At 67.0% G+C, this 16209-nt stretch carries 15 protein-coding genes and 1 pseudogene; 4 read left to right on the forward strand and 12 right to left on the reverse strand.

Features of this window, described 5'->3' with window-relative positions; translation table 11 throughout:
• Positions 1–715: 715 nt before the first annotated feature.
• Positions 716–1621: a LysR family transcriptional regulator gene (locus QOZ99_RS04560; protein WP_306888763.1), complete on the reverse strand. Its 906-nt coding sequence runs from the start codon at positions 1619–1621 to the stop codon at positions 716–718.
• 184 nt (positions 1622–1805) lie between these two features.
• Here QOZ99_RS04560 and QOZ99_RS04565 point away from each other — a divergent pair, with 184 nt between their 5' ends.
• Entirely contained in the window at positions 1806–2540 is a 735-nt protein-coding gene (locus QOZ99_RS04565) for an SDR family NAD(P)-dependent oxidoreductase (RefSeq protein WP_306888764.1), read from the forward strand.
• Between the two features lie 117 nt (positions 2541–2657).
• Here the strand turns inward: QOZ99_RS04565 and QOZ99_RS04570 are convergent, their stop codons facing one another.
• Positions 2658–3560 (reverse strand): LysR family transcriptional regulator, encoded by a 903-nt coding sequence (locus QOZ99_RS04570; RefSeq protein ID WP_306888765.1) that lies wholly within the window; start codon positions 3558–3560, stop codon positions 2658–2660.
• A gap of 132 nt (positions 3561–3692) precedes the next feature.
• Between QOZ99_RS04570 and QOZ99_RS04575 the strand changes: the two genes are divergently transcribed.
• The 3 genes and pseudogenes from QOZ99_RS04575 to QOZ99_RS04585 form a co-directional block, all read left to right on the forward strand.
• Positions 3693–4751, forward strand: a complete 1059-nt coding sequence (locus tag QOZ99_RS04575; protein WP_306888766.1) for an aldo/keto reductase — start codon at positions 3693–3695, stop codon at positions 4749–4751.
• Between the two features lie 90 nt (positions 4752–4841).
• Complete coding sequence (locus QOZ99_RS04580) at positions 4842–5072, forward strand: hotdog family protein (RefSeq protein WP_306888767.1); 231 nt, start codon at positions 4842–4844, stop codon at positions 5070–5072.
• Positions 5072–5347, forward strand: a pseudogene (locus tag QOZ99_RS04585) (SDR family NAD(P)-dependent oxidoreductase); the annotation flags it as partial. The gene QOZ99_RS04580 and the pseudogene QOZ99_RS04585, both read left to right, overlap by 1 nt.
• A gap of 135 nt (positions 5348–5482) precedes the next feature.
• Here the strand turns inward: QOZ99_RS04585 and QOZ99_RS04590 are convergent.
• The 10 genes from QOZ99_RS04590 to QOZ99_RS04635 all read right to left on the reverse strand — a co-directional run bounded on the left by QOZ99_RS04590 (position 5483) and on the right by QOZ99_RS04635 (position 16108).
• On the reverse strand, positions 5483–6244 hold the full coding sequence (locus QOZ99_RS04590; protein WP_306888768.1) for an SDR family NAD(P)-dependent oxidoreductase: 762 nt from the start codon (positions 6242–6244) through the stop codon (positions 5483–5485).
• An 11-nt stretch (positions 6245–6255) separates the two neighbouring features.
• Positions 6256–7020 (reverse strand): SDR family NAD(P)-dependent oxidoreductase, encoded by a 765-nt coding sequence (locus QOZ99_RS04595; RefSeq protein WP_306888769.1) that lies wholly within the window; start codon positions 7018–7020, stop codon positions 6256–6258.
• Positions 7021–7022: 2 nt separating this feature from the next.
• Positions 7023–8561 carry an FGGY-family carbohydrate kinase gene (locus QOZ99_RS04600; protein WP_306888770.1) on the reverse strand — a complete coding sequence of 513 codons (1539 nt, stop codon included), beginning with the start codon at positions 8559–8561 and terminating at the stop codon, positions 7023–7025.
• Between the two features lie 61 nt (positions 8562–8622).
• Positions 8623–8949, reverse strand: coding sequence for a carboxymuconolactone decarboxylase family protein (locus QOZ99_RS04605; RefSeq protein ID WP_306888771.1), 327 nt, complete (start codon positions 8947–8949; stop codon positions 8623–8625).
• On the reverse strand, positions 8946–10526 hold the full coding sequence (locus tag QOZ99_RS04610; RefSeq protein ID WP_306888772.1) for an alpha/beta fold hydrolase: 1581 nt from the start codon (positions 10524–10526) through the stop codon (positions 8946–8948). The genes QOZ99_RS04605 and QOZ99_RS04610 overlap by 4 nt, the downstream gene beginning before the upstream one ends.
• Positions 10523–11497: an alpha-ketoacid dehydrogenase subunit beta gene (locus QOZ99_RS04615; protein ID WP_306888773.1), complete on the reverse strand. Its 975-nt coding sequence runs from the start codon at positions 11495–11497 to the stop codon at positions 10523–10525. Before QOZ99_RS04615 ends, QOZ99_RS04610 begins: the two co-directional genes overlap by 4 nt.
• Positions 11497–12549, reverse strand: a complete 1053-nt coding sequence (locus QOZ99_RS04620; protein WP_306888774.1) for a thiamine pyrophosphate-dependent dehydrogenase E1 component subunit alpha — start codon at positions 12547–12549, stop codon at positions 11497–11499. Before QOZ99_RS04620 ends, QOZ99_RS04615 begins: the two co-directional genes overlap by 1 nt.
• A gap of 33 nt (positions 12550–12582) precedes the next feature.
• On the reverse strand, positions 12583–13578 hold the full coding sequence (locus QOZ99_RS04625) for an ABC transporter permease (protein WP_306888775.1): 996 nt from the start codon (positions 13576–13578) through the stop codon (positions 12583–12585).
• Complete coding sequence (locus QOZ99_RS04630) at positions 13575–15089, reverse strand: sugar ABC transporter ATP-binding protein (protein ID WP_306888776.1); 1515 nt, start codon at positions 15087–15089, stop codon at positions 13575–13577. The genes QOZ99_RS04625 and QOZ99_RS04630 overlap by 4 nt, the downstream gene beginning before the upstream one ends.
• Before the next feature lie 62 nt (positions 15090–15151).
• Complete coding sequence (locus tag QOZ99_RS04635) at positions 15152–16108, reverse strand: sugar ABC transporter substrate-binding protein (protein ID WP_306888777.1); 957 nt, start codon at positions 16106–16108, stop codon at positions 15152–15154.
• Positions 16109–16209 lie beyond the last annotated feature (101 nt).

Below are 16209 nucleotides of genomic sequence, written 5' to 3' on the forward strand. Positions count from 1 at the left end.
TCGCCATCGCGACGACGTCCCCAGGTGTGAAGGTTGGAGCGTGACCCTTATGCGCTGCCAAAGCCGGGATGGCATCCCGCCACGTCCGCAGGGCATCCACTGAAATGGATAGCAGCTCGCGAATCTGGCTTTGAGTGTAACGCATTAAGCTAGATTAGCTGGGAACGATGCCCAGATCAATGCGGGGTTAACCCCGTGTGCGTACCCTCCTTGTTCTACGAGGCGACGGAGGATTAGGGGCGCGGATCCTGCAGCCCGAGAGGGTGAGCGCAATGATAAGCGCTGCTGACGGTGCAACGTGTCGGTAAGGTGGTGTTTGGAAGACCCTGACGGTATAGCTAATGGGGTCCGGCTCGATAGTCGGCGTACACTAGCGTGGAAACGACGGCGCCGGTTTGAACACCCGTCGGATGACCGATGCGGGCTTAGATGGCGATAGATGGCGGAAGGTGCGTTTCCGAAATCTAGCCGAAAAAGCCAATGTTTTCAGGAGCGCGTTTTTTCGACGGTGTTCCTGACGGTATGGCGTCTCTCGAAAAACTTTTTAATGTGTAAAATCAATGGTTTATAATGCTAGGAAATAATCGAGTGGGAATGACGGATACAAGCGGCGGCGGTAGCGTGGTTTCGGCGGCGGTTTTCGCCGTCGTTTAGCTACCGTTCCTGTCCCGGGTCACGGTTTCTGAAGCGTTCACCTGCATGCCACGGGCGGAGATTATCGCAGGCGCAGGTGTGGCTCTTCCTTGAGCAGGCCAGCGACGAAATCGACGAAAACCTTGATCGCCCCCGTCATGCGGCGCGTCGTTGAACTGACGGCCTGTATTGGATAGAGCCGCGGCCTGTAATTCTCCAGGACCCACACCATCCGGCCGGCCTCGATGTCGTCGGCAAACATCCAGCTCGGCCCCTGGGCCAGCCCCATGCCTGCCAACACCGCCGCATGGACACTTTCGGGGTCATTGGTGCGGAGCGGTCCGAAAGGCGTTATGGTGATCGGGCCATCAGAGCCCTTAAATTTCCAGGTCTTGGAATTGCCCTGGAAGGTGAAGGGGAGGCAGCTATGGCGTGCCAGATCATCGGGACTGACTGGCGTCCCGTGCGCTGCGAGATAGGCGGGCGAGGCGACCACGGCGGCTTCCACGCAGCCGATCTGGCGTGAGAGCAGGCTGGAATCCGGCAAATCGCCAATGCGGATGGCCACGTCGACGCCATCCTCGATCAGGCTGACATAGCGCTCCGAAACCTCCAGATCGATCGTCAGGTCCGGATATCTGGCAAACAGCGCCGGCAGGCGCGGGCTGATCAGCCGGTTGGAGAAGACGGGCGAACACGTCACCCGCAGCCGGCCCGCGGCGGTTACCTCGCCCGATCGGATGCGCGCCTCCGCCGTTTCGAGATCGCGCAGCATGCCCACGGCGAAATCGTAGAATTCCTGCCCCTTCTCGGTCACGCTCAGCCCGCGTGAACTGCGCCGGATCAGCAATGCGCCCAGATGGGCTTCCAGGGCCGCGACTTCCTTGCTGACGGTCGACTGGGCCACGTTCTCCGCCTTGCCCGCGCGTGAAAAGCTTTCGGTTTCCACGGTGCGCACGAACAGCCGCATTCTTTTGAGCTGATCCATCGTCAGCCGTCTCCATGTGCCGATGCCAGGCAAATAGCATGTATTGGAATAATGGTGAAGATCAGTATTCCATTATGGAATTTCAGCTATTCCCCTGGCCGGAATTGGAAATCCCCAGCCAGCCCGTAAGTAAAGGGGGCATTCCGGCCATTGCCGGGCATAGCAACCAACCAAAGAGGCCAAATTGTCCAGACTCAGTGGAAAAGTCGCCGTCATTACCGGTGGAACTTCCGGAATGGCATTGGAAACCGCAAAAGTCTTCGTCGAGGAGGGTGCTTATGTCTTCGTGACTGGCCGGCGCCAAGATACTGTCGATGCCGCTGTCGCCTATATTGGAGAAGACGTCACCGGCATTCAGGGAGATGTCTCCAACCCTGCCGATCTCGATCGCCTGTTTGCCGTCGTCAAGGCGGAAAAGGGCCATATCGACGTGCTGTTCGCCAGTGCCGGGGCCGGCCATATGGGCGAGCCGGTGGCAAGCGTATCGCCCGAACTGGTCGATCATACCTTCGACGTCAACGTGAAGGCCGTGCTGTTCACCGTGCAGAAGGCCCTGCCGCTGTTTCGGGATGGTGGATCGATCATCCTCAACAGCTCGATCGCGCATCTCAAGGGCATGCCCGGCGCCAGTGTCTATAGTGCCAGCAAGGCCGCGGTCCGCGCCTTCGCCCGCGGCTGGACGATGGAACTCAAGGATCGCGCCATCCGCGTCAATGTTATCAGTCCCGGACCGATCGATACCCCGTTCACCCAGCCCGCGCCGCAAGACTGGAAAGATGCGATGACAGCCATGGTGCCGCTTGGACGCTTCGGCCGCCCGCGCGAAATCGCTACGGCTGCGCTGTTTCTCGCATCCGACGATTCCAGCTTCATCACCGGCATCGACCTATGTGTCGATGGCGGGCTGACCCAGGTCTGACGGGCCCGAGAACAGGAGGCCGGTCGTCCGGCAATATTGTGCTCTTGGCCGTGTGGATCATTCTTGGCGCCGAGATCCTCGCATAGGCCCGGCCGGCATCGGCGCCGAGGGCCGGGATCAATCGCCTTGGCGGCCCATGTCCGCGATCACTTGCGCCAAGGCGCCAGCAAAGCCCACCATGGGACGGCGCTCGGGAAAGTAGAGGCAGAAGCCCGGACTGGGCGGCATCCAATCCCCCAGAACGGGCACAAGCCGGCCGGAAGCGACATGGTCGGCAATTTCGGCTTCGGCGACATAGGCAAGGCCCAGGCCCGCCAGGGCCGCACGGGCGATCAGGCCATGATTGTCGAGACTGAGCGACCAGGGCACGTCCACCTGCATGGCCTCGCCGTCCTTTTCGAACTCCCATTCATAGGGCGCTCCGCTCGGCCAGCGGATGCGGATGCAATCATGCTCACTCAGCTCATGGGGATGAACCGGGCGCGGATGGGCCTTGAAATAGTCCGGCGATCCGACCACCCGATAGCGCAGCCTCTGGCCCAGAGGAACGATGGTCATGTTGGGGGGAACGGCGCTCGCTACACGCACGCCCGCGTCAAACCCGGCGTGAACGATATCCACCAGTCGCCCCTCGGTCACGATGTCGACCTTCACGCCGCCATAGCGGCGGATGAACTCGGTGATGAAGGGAACCAGAATCTGATGCCCCCCGGCGATCGAGCAGTTGATCCGCAACGTCCCTGTGGGGCTGTCGCGCCGACTGCGGGCGGCCTCGGTGGCGGCGTGGATATCGGACAGGGCCGGGGCAATGGCGCGCACGAAATCATGTCCTGCCGCCGTCAGGTCCACCCGTCGGGTAGTCCTGTCGAAAAGTCTCACCCCCAGTTCATCCTCGAGCCCGGCCACGGCATTGCCGATGGCGGTGGGCGAAATGCCCAGATCATTCGCCGCGGCGCGAAAACTGCCGCGCCGGGCAATCGCCAGTATGGCTTCGAGTTCGATGAGCTTGGCCGGCCGCATTATCTCGATTTTCGCTACTCTGAGATCCAATTTATCGCAATTGTTGTGACTATCAACTCCTCCTAGATGAGTTGCGGCAGCCGAAGGCCGGGTCTGCGCTTGGCATGGCTGCTTTCGCAAGGAACGACTGAAATGCCTATCACTCCCGATGATATCGCGGGATCGGCTCGCGTCCGGCTTGGCCATTCCGATCTGGTGGTCCGGCCCGTGGGGCTGGGCTGCATGGGCATGTCGCAATTCTACGGCGAGGCCGACGACGCACGCTCGACCCGGACCATCCGCGAGGCTCTGGACCTGGGCGTCGACTTCATCGACACCTCCGATATCTATGGCGCCGCCAATATGCTGGTGGGCGCCGAGAACCGCGGCTTCGGACACAACGAGCAATTGATCGGCGGCGCGATTGCCGGGCGCCGCGACGCGGTTGTGCTGGCCACCAAATTCGCCGTCAGGTTCACCGATGACGGCGAGGGCGTTATCATCGACGGGCATCCCGACTATGTCGCTTCCGCCTGCGAGGCCAGCCTGCGCCGTCTCGGCGTCGAGGTCATCGACCTCTATTATGCCCATCGGCTCGATCCGAGCGTGCCGGTCGGCGATACGGTCGGGGCCATGGGCCGGCTCGTCGAACAGGGGAAGGTGCGGGCGATCGGCCTCAGCGAAGTCACCCCGGCCCAGTTGCGCCAGGCTCATGGGGTTCACCCGATAACGGCGCTCCAGTCCGAATATTCGCTGTGGGAGCGCGGCGTCGAGCCGGAGATCCTGCCCGCCTGTCGTGAACTCGGCATCACCTTCGTGCCGTTCAGCCCGCTGGGACGCTCCATGCTGACCGGCGCGGTCAGCGCTACAACGCGCTTTGCGGCGGGAGATTTCCGGATCACCGATCCGCGTTTCTCGGCCGAGAACCGCGCCACCAACCTCGCCCCGGTCGAGGCGCTCATGGCGCTCGCCGCGAGCAAGCACTGCCGTCCCGGCCAGCTCGCCCTGGCCTGGCTGCTCGCCCAGCCCTTCGACATCGTGGCGATCCCCGGCACCAAGCGCATCGAATATGTGCGCGAGAATATGGCCGCGACCAATGTCGCCCTGAGCCGTGACGAGATCATCTATCTCAGTACCATCTTCGCGCCGGATCATATCGCCGGAGCGCGCTACGCTCCCAATGATCCCGGGCGCCGCGGGGATGAAGGCTGAAACGGCCGGGAGATTGCCGCCATTACTCGAGGCACCACCCGTTGATCGCTGAAAATAACGATGCTCGTTGCTGCGCGGTAGTGTCTCCGTTTGAAGTCCAACACCGTTGACGCGCCTGCCGCCACCGCCACCACGGCCCCCTATGCTTGGCGGGTCCCGCCTGGCGACAGCATCCGGCAGAAATATCTCGTCAGGTCGAAGCCGCCAAGTTCCAAGAACCCCACGCGCGGTGTCGTGGAACTGGAGATCGCCATCGTCAACCAGAAGGGCGAGATCATCCGGGAAGGTTACGACAAGTATCTGATCGGAGGAGCCGCCTGATGCGCGGTCTGAAAGATGGGATCATCGTCGTGACCGGTGCGGCACAGGGGATCGGCAAGGCGACCGTCCCGCGGCTGCGGGACGAAGAGGCGACGGTTCTTGTCGCCGACCGCAACGGCGAGGGCGCGCAGGCGGTCGCAGCCGAGATCATCTTGTCGCGCGGTCATGCCGAGGCCTTTGCCCGCGATGTTTCCGACCGGCGGCAGGGGCTGAATTTCGCCGCGCATGTGCAGGGCCGCTATGGCCACATCGATGGTCTGGTCAACAATGCGGGCGTGACGTGCGACGGCGAAGGCGGCCTTCACCGATGGCCGCCGCTTCCGGATCCTTGCCATCGTGGATGACGGCACGCCAGAAAGCGTGGCGCCGATCGCCGACGGCTCCCCCGCCTAACGGCGTGTGAAGTCGCATCAGTCAAACACGATGCCGCCGTCGACGTTCAGCGTCTGCCCCGTGACGAAGCCGGCGTCGTCGGACGCGAAGAACGCGACCGGGCCGACGATGTCTTCCGGCACGCCGATGCGGCGCATGGCGGTATTGGCGGTCCAGCGTGCCTTGATCGCCGGATCTTCCAGATTGGTGCGTCCCATATCGGTGAGGATGATGCCGGGGCAGACGCAATTGGCAGTGATGCCTTCGGCGCCGATCTCCTGTGCCAGCACGCGGGTAAAGCCCATGATCGCGGCCTTGGAGGCGGAGTAATGCGCCTGTTCGGGCGCGCCCTGCTTGCCGCCGATCGAGGCGATGTTGACGATCCGGCCGTAGCGACGCGCGCGCATATGCGGCAGCAGCGCCTGAATGACGAGGAAGGTGCCCTTGGCGTTGACATCCATCACCGCGTCCCAGACGCCTTCTTCCAACGTCTCCACCGGGCTGGTGATGAGGATGCCGGCATTGTTCACCACGGCATCGATATGGCCGGCCGCGGCGATCGCCTGCGCGACCATCGCCGTCACCTCGGCCTTTGAACTGACATCGGCGTGAAGGGCAATGGCGCGCCGGCCGAGCGCCTCGATCTCGCCGGCGAGGGCGGCCAGCGCCTCGCCCTGCCGGGCGACGTCGTTCACGACAAGATCGAAGCCGCGTTCGGCGAGGCCGAGCGCGATGGCGCGGCCAATGCCGCGGCTGGCGCCGGTAACGAGGGCGACGCGGGTGGTGTCGAAGGTGCTCATGATGGGTCTCCTCAAAGCGATGTGTAGCCGCCGTCCACCGCCAGAACGGCCCCGGTGATGAAACTCGCCGCGTCCGACGCCAGGAACAGCACGGCGTCGGCGACCTCGCGCGGTTCGCCGAGCCGGCCCATCGGCGTGCGGTCGAGCCAGGTGGCGAACCAGTCGGGATTGCTGCGCCCGGTGAGCGTCAGTTCGGTTGCCGTGTAGCCCGGCGCCACCGCGTTGACCCGGACGCCGTGGCGCGCCCATTCCACCGCGAGCGACTTGGTCAGCATGTTCACGCCGGCCTTGGCGGCGTTGTAGGCGACCTGCGGCTGCGGATGGACGACGATTTCCCCGCACATGGAGGAGACGTTGACGATCGAGCCGCGCCCCTCCTCGACCATGGCGCCGCCGATGATCTGGGCGCAGTGGAACACGCCATGGAGATCGACATCGATCACCGCGGACCAGTCCTCCACGCTCATCTGCGCCGCCGGGGCGTTGCGCACGATGCCGGCATTGTTGACGAGGACATGCGGCACGCCGTGGAGGGCACGCAGCGCGGCGAGTGTTGCGGCAACCCTCGCCCGGTCGGTGACGTCGAGCGCGAGGGCTTCGGCGCACGCGCCGACTTCCCGCAGCCGGGTGGCGAGCGCCTCGGCGGCCACTTCGTCGCGGTCGGCCACCACGACATGGGCACCGGCGGCGGCGAAGCGCTCGCAGATCGCGGCGCCGATGCCGCGCGCTCCGCCGGTGACGACGGCAAGCCGTCCCGTAAGGTGAAAGGCGTTCATCGTCACTCCGGGGAACGGGATGCCGTTTCCGGCGCGCGACGCGGGGTCGACTGGGCGGCGACGTCTTTCAGCGCGGGGTAGAGCGCGCGGTAGCTGCGGTAGATCTCGTCATAGCGGGCGGCTTCGCGCGGGCGCGGCTCGATGCGCCGGCCGGGCCGGACCATGGCGGCGATGCCTTCGTCGATGGAACCGAAATGTCCCGCGCCATGGGCCGCGAGCACGGCGGCCCCCACCGAGGGCGCCGCGCCGGAGGCCGGCACGCAGACTGGCAGACCGGATGTGTCGGCGTGAATCTGCAACCAGAGTTCCGAAGCGGTGGCGCCACCGCCCACGGTCAGTTCGGTCGAGCGGAAGCCGGCGGCCGCCATCTCGTCGAGAATGGCGCGCGTACCCAGGGAAATGCCTTCGATGATCGCGCGAAATATGTGTTCGGGCCCATGCGCCAGCGTCAGGCCGATGATCGCACCACGCGAGAGCGGGTCGACATAGGGCGTGCGGTTGCCCTGGAAGTGATCCTGCACGATGAGGCCGTCGCAGCCGGGTTCCAGCCGCGCGGCGGCCGTGTTCAAGGCGTCGAGATCCATCGTTCCGCCCATCAGCCGCCTGAGCCACTGCAGGATCGAGCCGGTCGAAGTCTGCCCGCCCTCGATGATGTGCCGCGCGGGATAGACCGCATCGGGATAGGAGCCCCACAGGCCCGGATGGTGGACCGCGCGATCGGACACGCCGAACTGGAGATGCGAGGAGCCGGTGATGAGGGCGAGTTGTCCGGGCTTGGCCACGCCGAGCCCGATCATGCCGATCAGCGCGTCGGCGCCGCCCTGCACCAGCTTCACCCCGGCGTGCAGCCCGACATGCTCGGCGGCCGACGCGGTCAGCGTGCCGACGACGGCGCCGGGCGCCGCCACCTCCGGCGGCCATTTGTCGAGGATGTCCTCCATGCCGAGCGCACGCACCAGCGAGGCGGCAAAGCCGCTGCGGGCGGTCGAATAGTGCCAGCGGATCGAGGCGTTGTTCAGCGAGGCGACGCGGCGCCCGGTGAGACGAATGGTCAGGAAGTCCTGATACTCGCCGATGGTGGTGGCTCGGTCGAAAATATGCGGCTCATGCCGCTTCAGCCACAGCGCCTTGGGGATCATCCACTCGGCGGAGACCGGCCCACGACCGGCGCCGTTGGAAGCCAGTGCCGCATCGCCGGTGGCGAGCACGGCCTGCGCCTCCGCGCCGGCGCGCACATCCATCCACAAAAGCGCCGGGCGCAGCGCATTGCCCTCGGCGTCGAGGGCGACAACGGTGCAGGAGGTGGTGGTGAGGCAGATCGCCTCCACCGCCTTCGGATTGATCCCGGCTTTGGCCAGCGCTGCCTTCGTGGCAATGCCGAGCGCGGTCCACCAGTCTTCCGGGTTCTGCTCGGCGCGGGCGCCGGGCGCGAACTCCGTGCCATAGGGATGGCTCGCCTGCCCGAGACAGGCGCCGGACGGGTCATAGACGCCCGCGCGCAGGCTCTCGGTTCCGCCATCGACGGCGACCACATAGGCCATGTCGTTTCCTCCAGAGGATCGCGGGAGTTGATCTCCCGTCGGCACCCTTTATCGCGTGCGGTCAGTTGGCCTCGTCGAAGGCCTTCAGCGCCTTGGCGCCGTAGACCATGGCCGGACCGCCACCCATTTCCACGGTCACGGCGAGCAGTTCGAGCAGTTCCTCCCGCTCGGCACCGAGGCGCCGGGCGGCATCGATGTGATAGACGACGCAATCCTCGCAGCCGCGCACCACGCCGAAGGCGGCGGCGAACAGCTCCTTCTGCGCCGGGCTGAAGCGGCCCGCCGCGCCGGCAGCCTTGGTGAGCTGGCGAAATCCGGCGGCGACCTCGGGCACGGCCTTCGCGAAATGGCCGAGCCGGGCCTGAATCTCCTTCAGTTCGGCGCTCATGCGGCGTCTCCGTCAAACAGCGCGAGAACCTCGCCGGGCTGGTCCCAATGCGGCATGTGGCCGGCGCCGGCGACGAGATGGATCGCGACGGGTGAGGGCGCCGCCGTGACCTGCGTCCACGGGAGGATGCGATCGTCCAACCCGAACACAATGCGCACGTTCATGCGACGGGAGAGGCGGGCCAAGGCCTCGACGATGTCGACCTTCTGCCCCTTCGGCCCGAAAGCGTCGTCCGCCAGCATCGCCAGCCGACCGCTGCCGAGCGTCGCGGCAAGGCCTGTCACGGCGGCGTCGGACAGTCCCGCCGGCCGGGCGGTGAGGCGTCGCAGCAGATGGCGCAGGGCGCCGGGCGAGGGCCGTGACGCCATGCCGGCGATGAACTCCATGTCGATGGCGAGCCCGAGCCCCGCCGGACAGAGCAGCGTCAGGCGCTCCACGCCGGGAAGCGTCTGTGCGAGTGCCACCGCCACCACGCTGCCGAGCGAATGGGCGACAATCTCGGTCGGCCCGAAGCCCTGCGCGGCGAGGAAGCCGGGCAGGGGAGCCGCCAGATCGGCAATGCTGGTCACCTCGGCGCGAGTACCGCCATGGCCCGGCAGATCGGGCACCAGCACGTCATAGCCGGCGCGGCCGAGCTGGCTGGCGAAGGCGGCGAAGGTGGTGCGATCCCCGGCGAAGCCGTGCAACAGCAGCGCCCGGCGTGCGGCACCCGGCGTGCCATGGCGGTCAAACGCGATCGCGCCCGGCGCGGCGACGGTTCCGCCCGCCAGTGCCGCCTCGATATCGCGCGCCTCGATGCGCCCGCGCCGGCCGGTCCCGTGCAGAGCGGCGAGGTCGATCCCGGCCCGCGCGGCGAGCCGCCGGGCGATGGGGGTAGCGCGACGCGGGGCGGCAGGATCCGCGGGAGCGTGGGGCGGCGCCGCGACGGCCGTCGCGACCGGAGCGGTCGTCGCTGGGGCGGTCGTCGCTGGTGCGGTCGCCATCGAGGCCGCGCGAGGCGCCGGGACGGGCGGGGTCGCCTCGTCGGGGAGGAAGCCCTCCATGCCGGCATCCGCCGTCGCGATCTCCACCCGCGCCAGCGGCGCGCCGACCGGCACCATGGAGCCCAGCTCCACCAGCGGCTCGACCAGTGTGCCGTCCATCAGCGCGGGAAATTCGGCGACCGTCTTGTCGGTCTCGATCTCGAACAATCCGTCGCCGCGCTTGAAATCAGCGCCCGGTTGCACCATCCAGCCGACGATGCGGCCTTCCTCCATGGTCTCGCCAAGGCGCGGCATGGCGAGGGTGCGCGTGACCCGCCCGCTCGCGGCCGGCGCCGGCGCGGGGGACACTCCCGCCTCGCCCTTCAGCCGGGCGATGGGGGCGCCGACGACGATCATGTCGCCGGGCTGCACCAGCTTCTCCGCCAGCACTCCGTCGGTGAGCGCGGGCAGTTCGGCCACCGTCTTGTCGGTCTCGATTTCGAGGATCGGGTCGCCGCGCTTGAAGGCATCGCCCTCCGCGATCAGCCAGCCGACGATGCGCCCCTCCTCCATCGTCTCGCCGAGACGGGGCATGGTGAGAATGGCGCCGCTCATGACAGCAGCCGCCGCACGGCGTCGCCAATCAGCGCGGGGGAGGGCACGCTGCCCGCCTCCAGTTCCTGCGACACGGAAATCGGGATGTCCTCGCCGGCGATGCGGATAACCGGATCATGCAGGAAGTCGAAGCATTCCTCGGTGATGCGCGCCGCCAGCTCGGCGGCGACACCGGCGGTCATCGGCCCTTCCGAGACCACGGCGACCCGGCCGATTTTCTCGACATGCTCGATCACCGTCTCCATGTCGAGCGGGTTGAGGGTGCGCAGGTCGATCACCGTCGCCTCGATGCCGTCCTTGGCCAGCGCCTCGGCGGCTTCCAGCGCGTAATGCACCTGACGCGAATAGGTGACGATGACCACGTCCTGGCCCTCGCGGCGCACCGCCGCCTTGCCCCAGGGCCGCTTCGCCGTGGTGAGGTCGGCCTCTTCCTTGCGGGTGTAGAGCGCCTTGTGCTCGATGAAGACCACCGGGTCCGGCATGGTCAGCGCGTGGCGCAGCAGGTGATAGGCGTCCTCGGCGGTGGCCGGCATGACGAGGCGCAGGCCGGGCATGTGCATGACCCAGGCCTCCAGGCTCTGCGAATGCTGCGCGCCGGCGGAGCGGCCGGTGCCGCCCTGCGTGCGCAGCACCATCGGCACGCCGATCTGCCCGCCGAACATGTAGCGGATCTTGGCCGCCTGGTTGGTGAGCTGGTCCATGGTCATGCCGAGGAAGTCGACATACATCAGCTCGGCGACGGGGCGCAGGCCGGTCATCGCCGCACCGACGGCGGCGCCGATGATCGCCGGTTCGGAGATCGGCGTGTCGATCAGCCGGTCGCCGCCGAACGTGTCGATCAGGCCCTTGGTCACGCCATAGGCGCCGCCATAGCGGCCCACTTCCTCGCCGATGACGACGACGCGCTCATCCGCCTCCATCGCGTCGATGAGCGCCTGACGCAGCGCGTCGCGGTAGGTGATCTGGACCATCAGCGGATTTCCTTGGACAGAACGCGGTCGAGCCGGGTGCGCACGGGCTCGGGTTCGGGTTCGCCGACGGCGAACACGTCGCGGAACATCGAGGCGAGCGGCGGGGCCGGCGACGCGGCGGCGAAGTCGATGGTGGCGTCCATCTCGGCGGCGATCTCGGTGTCGAGCGCGTCGAGCGCGCTCCCGGGGGCGAGGCCCCGCTCCAGCAGCGCGGCGCGGGCGATCTTCACCGGGTCGCGCTGGCGGCCGGCCAGTTCCTCCTCTTCGGCGCGGTAGGGGCTCTTGTCCATGCGGGCATGGCCGAAGAACCGGTAGCAGGAGATGGCGAGGAAGCCCGGCTTGCCGGCGCGGGCGGCGTCGACCAGGTCCTTGGCGGTCGCCGCGACCGCTTCGACATCGTTGCCGTCGACCATGGCCCCCTGCAGACCGAAGGCGCGGGCGCGCTCGTCGAACGCCTCGTTGCGCGTCGCCTGATCGACGCGGGTGCCCATGCCGTACTGGTTGTTGATGCACACGAACAGCACCGGCAGCTCCCAGAGCGCCGCCATGTTCATGCTCTCATAGAGGATGCCCTGGCCCATCGCCCCGTCGCCGAAGAAGGCGAGGGAGACGCTGCCGGTCTTCAGCCGCTTGGCCGAGAGGCCGGCGCCGACCACGGCCGGGATGCCGCCGCCGACAATGGCATTGGCGCCGAGATGGCCGAGCGCCATGTCGGCAATGTGCATCGAGCCGCCCTTGCCGGCGCAGTAGCCGGTTTCCTTGCCGGCGATCTCCGCCATCATCCGCGAAGGATCGGCGCCGCGGGCGAGGAAGATGCCGTGGCCGCGGTGGTGGGTGGTGAAGGTGTCCTCCGGCCGCATGGCGCTGGCTACACCCGCCGCCGCCGATTCCTCACCGATTGACAGATGCAGCATGGAGCCGGCGGAGAGGCCGCGCACGAAGAGTTCGCCCACGCGCTCCTCGAAGGTGCGGATACGCCGCATGGTCCTGTAGAGGCCGAGGAGATCGGCGTTGCTGGCCGATGGCGAAGCGGAGGGTCGGGTGTCGGTCATGACGGGGACGGGTCCTTGATGACGCACGTTCGCTCAGAGGAGCTTCAGCTTGGTGGTGCGGGAGACGATCGCGACGGCGACAATGATGATGACGCCCTTCACGATGCTCTGGATGTAGGTGTCGAGGCCGATGAGGTTCAGGCCGTTATTGATGACGCCGATGAACAGCGCGCCGAAGAAGGTGCCGGCGATGGTCGCCGTGCCCGGCCGGAACATGGTCATGCCGATGAACACGGTGGCGAGGCCGTCGAGCAGATAGTCCTGCCCGGCATTGGGCTGGCCCGAGCCGAGGCGGGCGGAGAGCAGGATGCCGGCGGTCGCGGCGAACAGGCTGCAGATGACCAGCGCCAGCTGGCGGTAGCGCCGCCCGCGAATGCCGGACAGCTCGGCCGCCTTGAGGTTGCCGCCCACGGCATAGATGTAGCGCCCGACAATGGTGCGCTCCATGACGAACCAGGCGAGGAGCACCGCGCCGAACATGATGAAGGCCAGCACCGGGACGCCGAAGAGCCGCCCCTGCCCGAGCACCAGATAGCTGTCGGGCAGGCCGCCATAGATCGCCCGGCCGCCCGAGAGCAGGAAGTTCACGCCGAACAGGATGGAGCCCATGGCGAGAGTGGCGATCAGCGAGGGCACGCCGACGATCGTCACCAGCAGGGCGTTGACGAGGCCGACGGCGAGGCCTGCGCCGAGCCCGGCGGCGAGCGCCGCCGGCAGCGGCCAGCCGGCCACCAGAAGGGTCGGCGCGATGAGACCGGCGAGGCCGGCCATGAAGCCGACCGACAGGTCCATCTCCCGCGCGGCGAAGCCGAAGGTGAGGCCGATGGCCACGATGGTGAGCATCGAGATCTGCTGGAGGATGTTCAGCAGGTTCGAGGTCGTCAGGAACCGGTCCACCCCCAGCGAGAAGCCGATGAACAGCAGCACGAGCACGACCAGCGTCGAATAGCGCAGGAAGAGCTGCTTGCGCTGGCGGGCGGCCTCGCCCGCGCGCGGCATCGCGACGGATGCGCTGGCGTCGGTGTTCATGCCCGCGCTCCCGACATCGCCGCGATGAAGCTCTGTTCCGAGAAGTTGGGCCATGCGAGGTCTCCGAGGGCTTGCCCGTTGACGAAGGATACGACGCGGGTGGAGAGGTCCGCGATCTCGATAAGGTCGGAGGAGGCGACGAGGATCGCGGTGCCCTCGGCAGCGAGTCCGCGCAACAGATCGTGGATCTCGCGCTTGGCGCCGATGTCGACGCCCTCGGTCGGCTCGACGAAGATCATCAGGCGATAGCGTCCCTTGGCCCCGTAGAGCCATTTGCCAATGGATATCTTCTGCTTGTTGCCGCCCGACAGTTCGCCGACCACCTGCTCGGTCGAGGAGGCCTTGACGGACAGGCGCCCCATCACGGCCCGCGCCTCGGTGCTCTCGCGGCGCGGGCTGAGAATGCCGAAGGCACGGTAGGCTCCGGCTTCGGGATGAACCATCGCAAGGTTTTCGCGCGCGCTCCACTCGCCGATCAGCGAATGGATCATGCGGTGGTCGGGCACGAAGGCGACGCCGCGCCGGCGCATCTCGTGGGCGGCGATGCGTGGCACCGTTTCCTCCCCCAGCCGCAGCGTGCCCCCTTGCAGGTCCGGCGCGTCGTAGAGCGAGCGGGCAAAGGCGAAATGGCCGGAGCCGGTGAGCCCGATGAGGCCGACAATCTCGCCGGCGCGGATGTGGAACGAGGAGACCCGCGCCTCCGGAATGTTCCAGTCCGACACCTCGACGACCGGCGGGCCGAGCGCCTCGCTCCGCCGGTCCTGTGCGCCGCCGTCGGACGGGCCGTGCCCGCGCTGAAGCATGAGCGAGGTCAACTGGCCTTCCGTCGCCCCGGCGGCCGGGAAGGTTCGGATGAGCCGGCCGTCGCGCAGCACCGTGATGCGGTCGGACAGGGCGATGATCTCGGACAGGAAATGGCTGATCAGCACCACGCCGACACCCTGCGCGGGCAGGCGGCGGATGATCGCCCAGAGCCGCTCCTTCTCGCGCGCCGGCAGCGTCGCGGTCGGCTCGTCGAGAATGAGGATGCGGATGCGCCCGCGCAGCGCGCGGACGATCTCGATGATCTTCTGGTCGGCATAGGGCAACGTCTCGACCGGCTGGTCGAGGTCGATGGTAAGGTCGGGGAACCAGCGCGCCAGCAAGGCACGGGCCTGATCACGCAGCGCACCGCGCCGGACGATGCCGCCGGGATAGCGCGGCTCGCCGCCGAGCAGGATGTTCTCCGCCCCCGTGAGGCTCGGCACCAGGCTGCCTTCCTGCGAGACATGGGCGATGCCGCGCGCCAGCGCCTCACCCGGCGAGGCGAGGCTCACCTTCTCGCCGTCCAGCGTCATCCGGCCCTCGCTGGGCAGCCGGCTGCCACCGAGGATGGAGACCAGCGTGGTCTTGCCCGCGCCGTTCTCGCCGATCAGGCCATGGACCTCATCCGTGCGGAAGGCGACGCTGACGCGGTCGAGGGCCCGCGTGCCGGGATAGTCCATGATGATGTCGGTGAGTTCGATGGCCATGGCCGCTGCCTCCACTGCCGAAAGGGGACGACCGGCGCCGCGACGCGCCGGCCGTCAGACGCTCACTTCGGGAGGAAGTCCTTGCAGTTCGCCTTGGTGACGAGCGGCGCGTCGAGATAGACGACCTTGGAGGGGATGACGTCGGCGGCGGGCTTCTTCTCGACGACGATGTCCTCGATCCACTCGCCGGTCTGCGCGCCCATCTTCTCGAAGGGCTGGCTGATGGTGGCGATCATCTGGCTGCCGGGCTTGCAGACCTCGGCGATCGCCTGCGGGTGGCCGTCAATGCCGATGACCTTGGCGTGGGTGTTGCCGCCCGCCTTCAGCGCGTTCAGCGCCGCCTGCGCCGGCTCGTCCCACGGCGCCCAAACGCCATCGATCTGGTCGCCGAACCGCGTGACATAGTCCTGCATCGAGCGGGTCGTGTCCTCGAAGAAGGCGGTGTAGTCGATATTGTGCTCGGCGAGCACCTTCACGTCGGGGTACTCCTTGAGCACGGTTGCCATGGTCTCGCCGCGCTTGCGGGTGCCGTGGTGCTCGGCCATGCGCAGGAAGATGATCTTCGGGTTCTTGCCGAGTTCGTTGAGGAAGAAGGGCGAGACGGTCGCGCTCATCGCCCAGTTGTTGGTGGTGACATCGACCAGAGTGCCGTCGACCGAGCCGCTGTCGACGGTGAAGATCGGAATCTTCTGCGCGACGGCTTCCTTGATCGCCGCGGAGGAGGCGCGCAGATCGGCCATGGAAATGATGATGGCGCCGACGCCGCGCGACGCCGCGTCCTGGATGTTGGCGGCGGTCTTCTCGCCGGAGCCGCCGCTGTCGAGATAGGCGACCTTCCAGTCGGACTTGCCGGTTTCCTTCAGCCAGGCCTGGAAGCCGGCCTTCACGCGCTGCTCGGACTGGGCGGCGGCGTTGGAATGGACCCAGGCGATGTCCAGCGCGAAGGCCGGTACCGCCGCCATGACGGAGGCGACGGCGACAGCACTGAGGACACAGTTCTTCATTGCTCGAAATGGCATTTTACAGTCTCTCCCTAACTGCGCCTGGTGGCGCAGGATCTGCCGACCGCCTCTGTCGGGCGTTGCGGAGAGGCTATTTCAGGCTCGATACAAACGTCAAG

Origin of the sequence: Ancylobacter amanitiformis (assembly GCF_030814815.1) — a bacterium.
GTDB lineage: Bacteria > Pseudomonadota > Alphaproteobacteria > Rhizobiales > Xanthobacteraceae > Ancylobacter > Ancylobacter amanitiformis.

Bases quoted from the DNA above. Each gene is read 5' to 3' on its own strand.
- QOZ99_RS04560 (WP_306888763.1), bottom strand. From the start codon at position 1,621: ATGGATCAGCTCAAAAGAATGCGGCTGTTCGTGCGCACCGTGGAAACC.
- QOZ99_RS04570 (WP_306888765.1), bottom strand. From the start codon at position 3,560: ATGCGGCCGGCCAAGCTCATCGAACTCGAAGCCATACTGGCGATTGCC.
- QOZ99_RS04575 (WP_306888766.1), top strand. From the start codon at position 3,693: ATGCCTATCACTCCCGATGATATCGCGGGATCGGCTCGCGTCCGGCTT.
- QOZ99_RS04590 (WP_306888768.1), bottom strand. From the start codon at position 6,244: ATGAGCACCTTCGACACCACCCGCGTCGCCCTCGTTACCGGCGCCAGC.
- QOZ99_RS04595 (WP_306888769.1), bottom strand. From the start codon at position 7,020: ATGAACGCCTTTCACCTTACGGGACGGCTTGCCGTCGTCACCGGCGGA.
- QOZ99_RS04600 (WP_306888770.1), bottom strand. From the start codon at position 8,561: ATGGCCTATGTGGTCGCCGTCGATGGCGGAACCGAGAGCCTGCGCGCG.
- QOZ99_RS04605 (WP_306888771.1), bottom strand. From the start codon at position 8,949: ATGAGCGCCGAACTGAAGGAGATTCAGGCCCGGCTCGGCCATTTCGCG.
- QOZ99_RS04610 (WP_306888772.1), bottom strand. From the start codon at position 10,526: ATGAGCGGCGCCATTCTCACCATGCCCCGTCTCGGCGAGACGATGGAG.
- QOZ99_RS04615 (WP_306888773.1), bottom strand. From the start codon at position 11,497: ATGGTCCAGATCACCTACCGCGACGCGCTGCGTCAGGCGCTCATCGAC.
- QOZ99_RS04620 (WP_306888774.1), bottom strand. From the start codon at position 12,549: ATGACCGACACCCGACCCTCCGCTTCGCCATCGGCCAGCAACGCCGAT.
- QOZ99_RS04625 (WP_306888775.1), bottom strand. From the start codon at position 13,578: ATGAACACCGACGCCAGCGCATCCGTCGCGATGCCGCGCGCGGGCGAG.
- QOZ99_RS04630 (WP_306888776.1), bottom strand. From the start codon at position 15,089: ATGGCCATCGAACTCACCGACATCATCATGGACTATCCCGGCACGCGG.
- QOZ99_RS04635 (WP_306888777.1), bottom strand. From the start codon at position 16,108: ATGCCATTTCGAGCAATGAAGAACTGTGTCCTCAGTGCTGTCGCCGTC.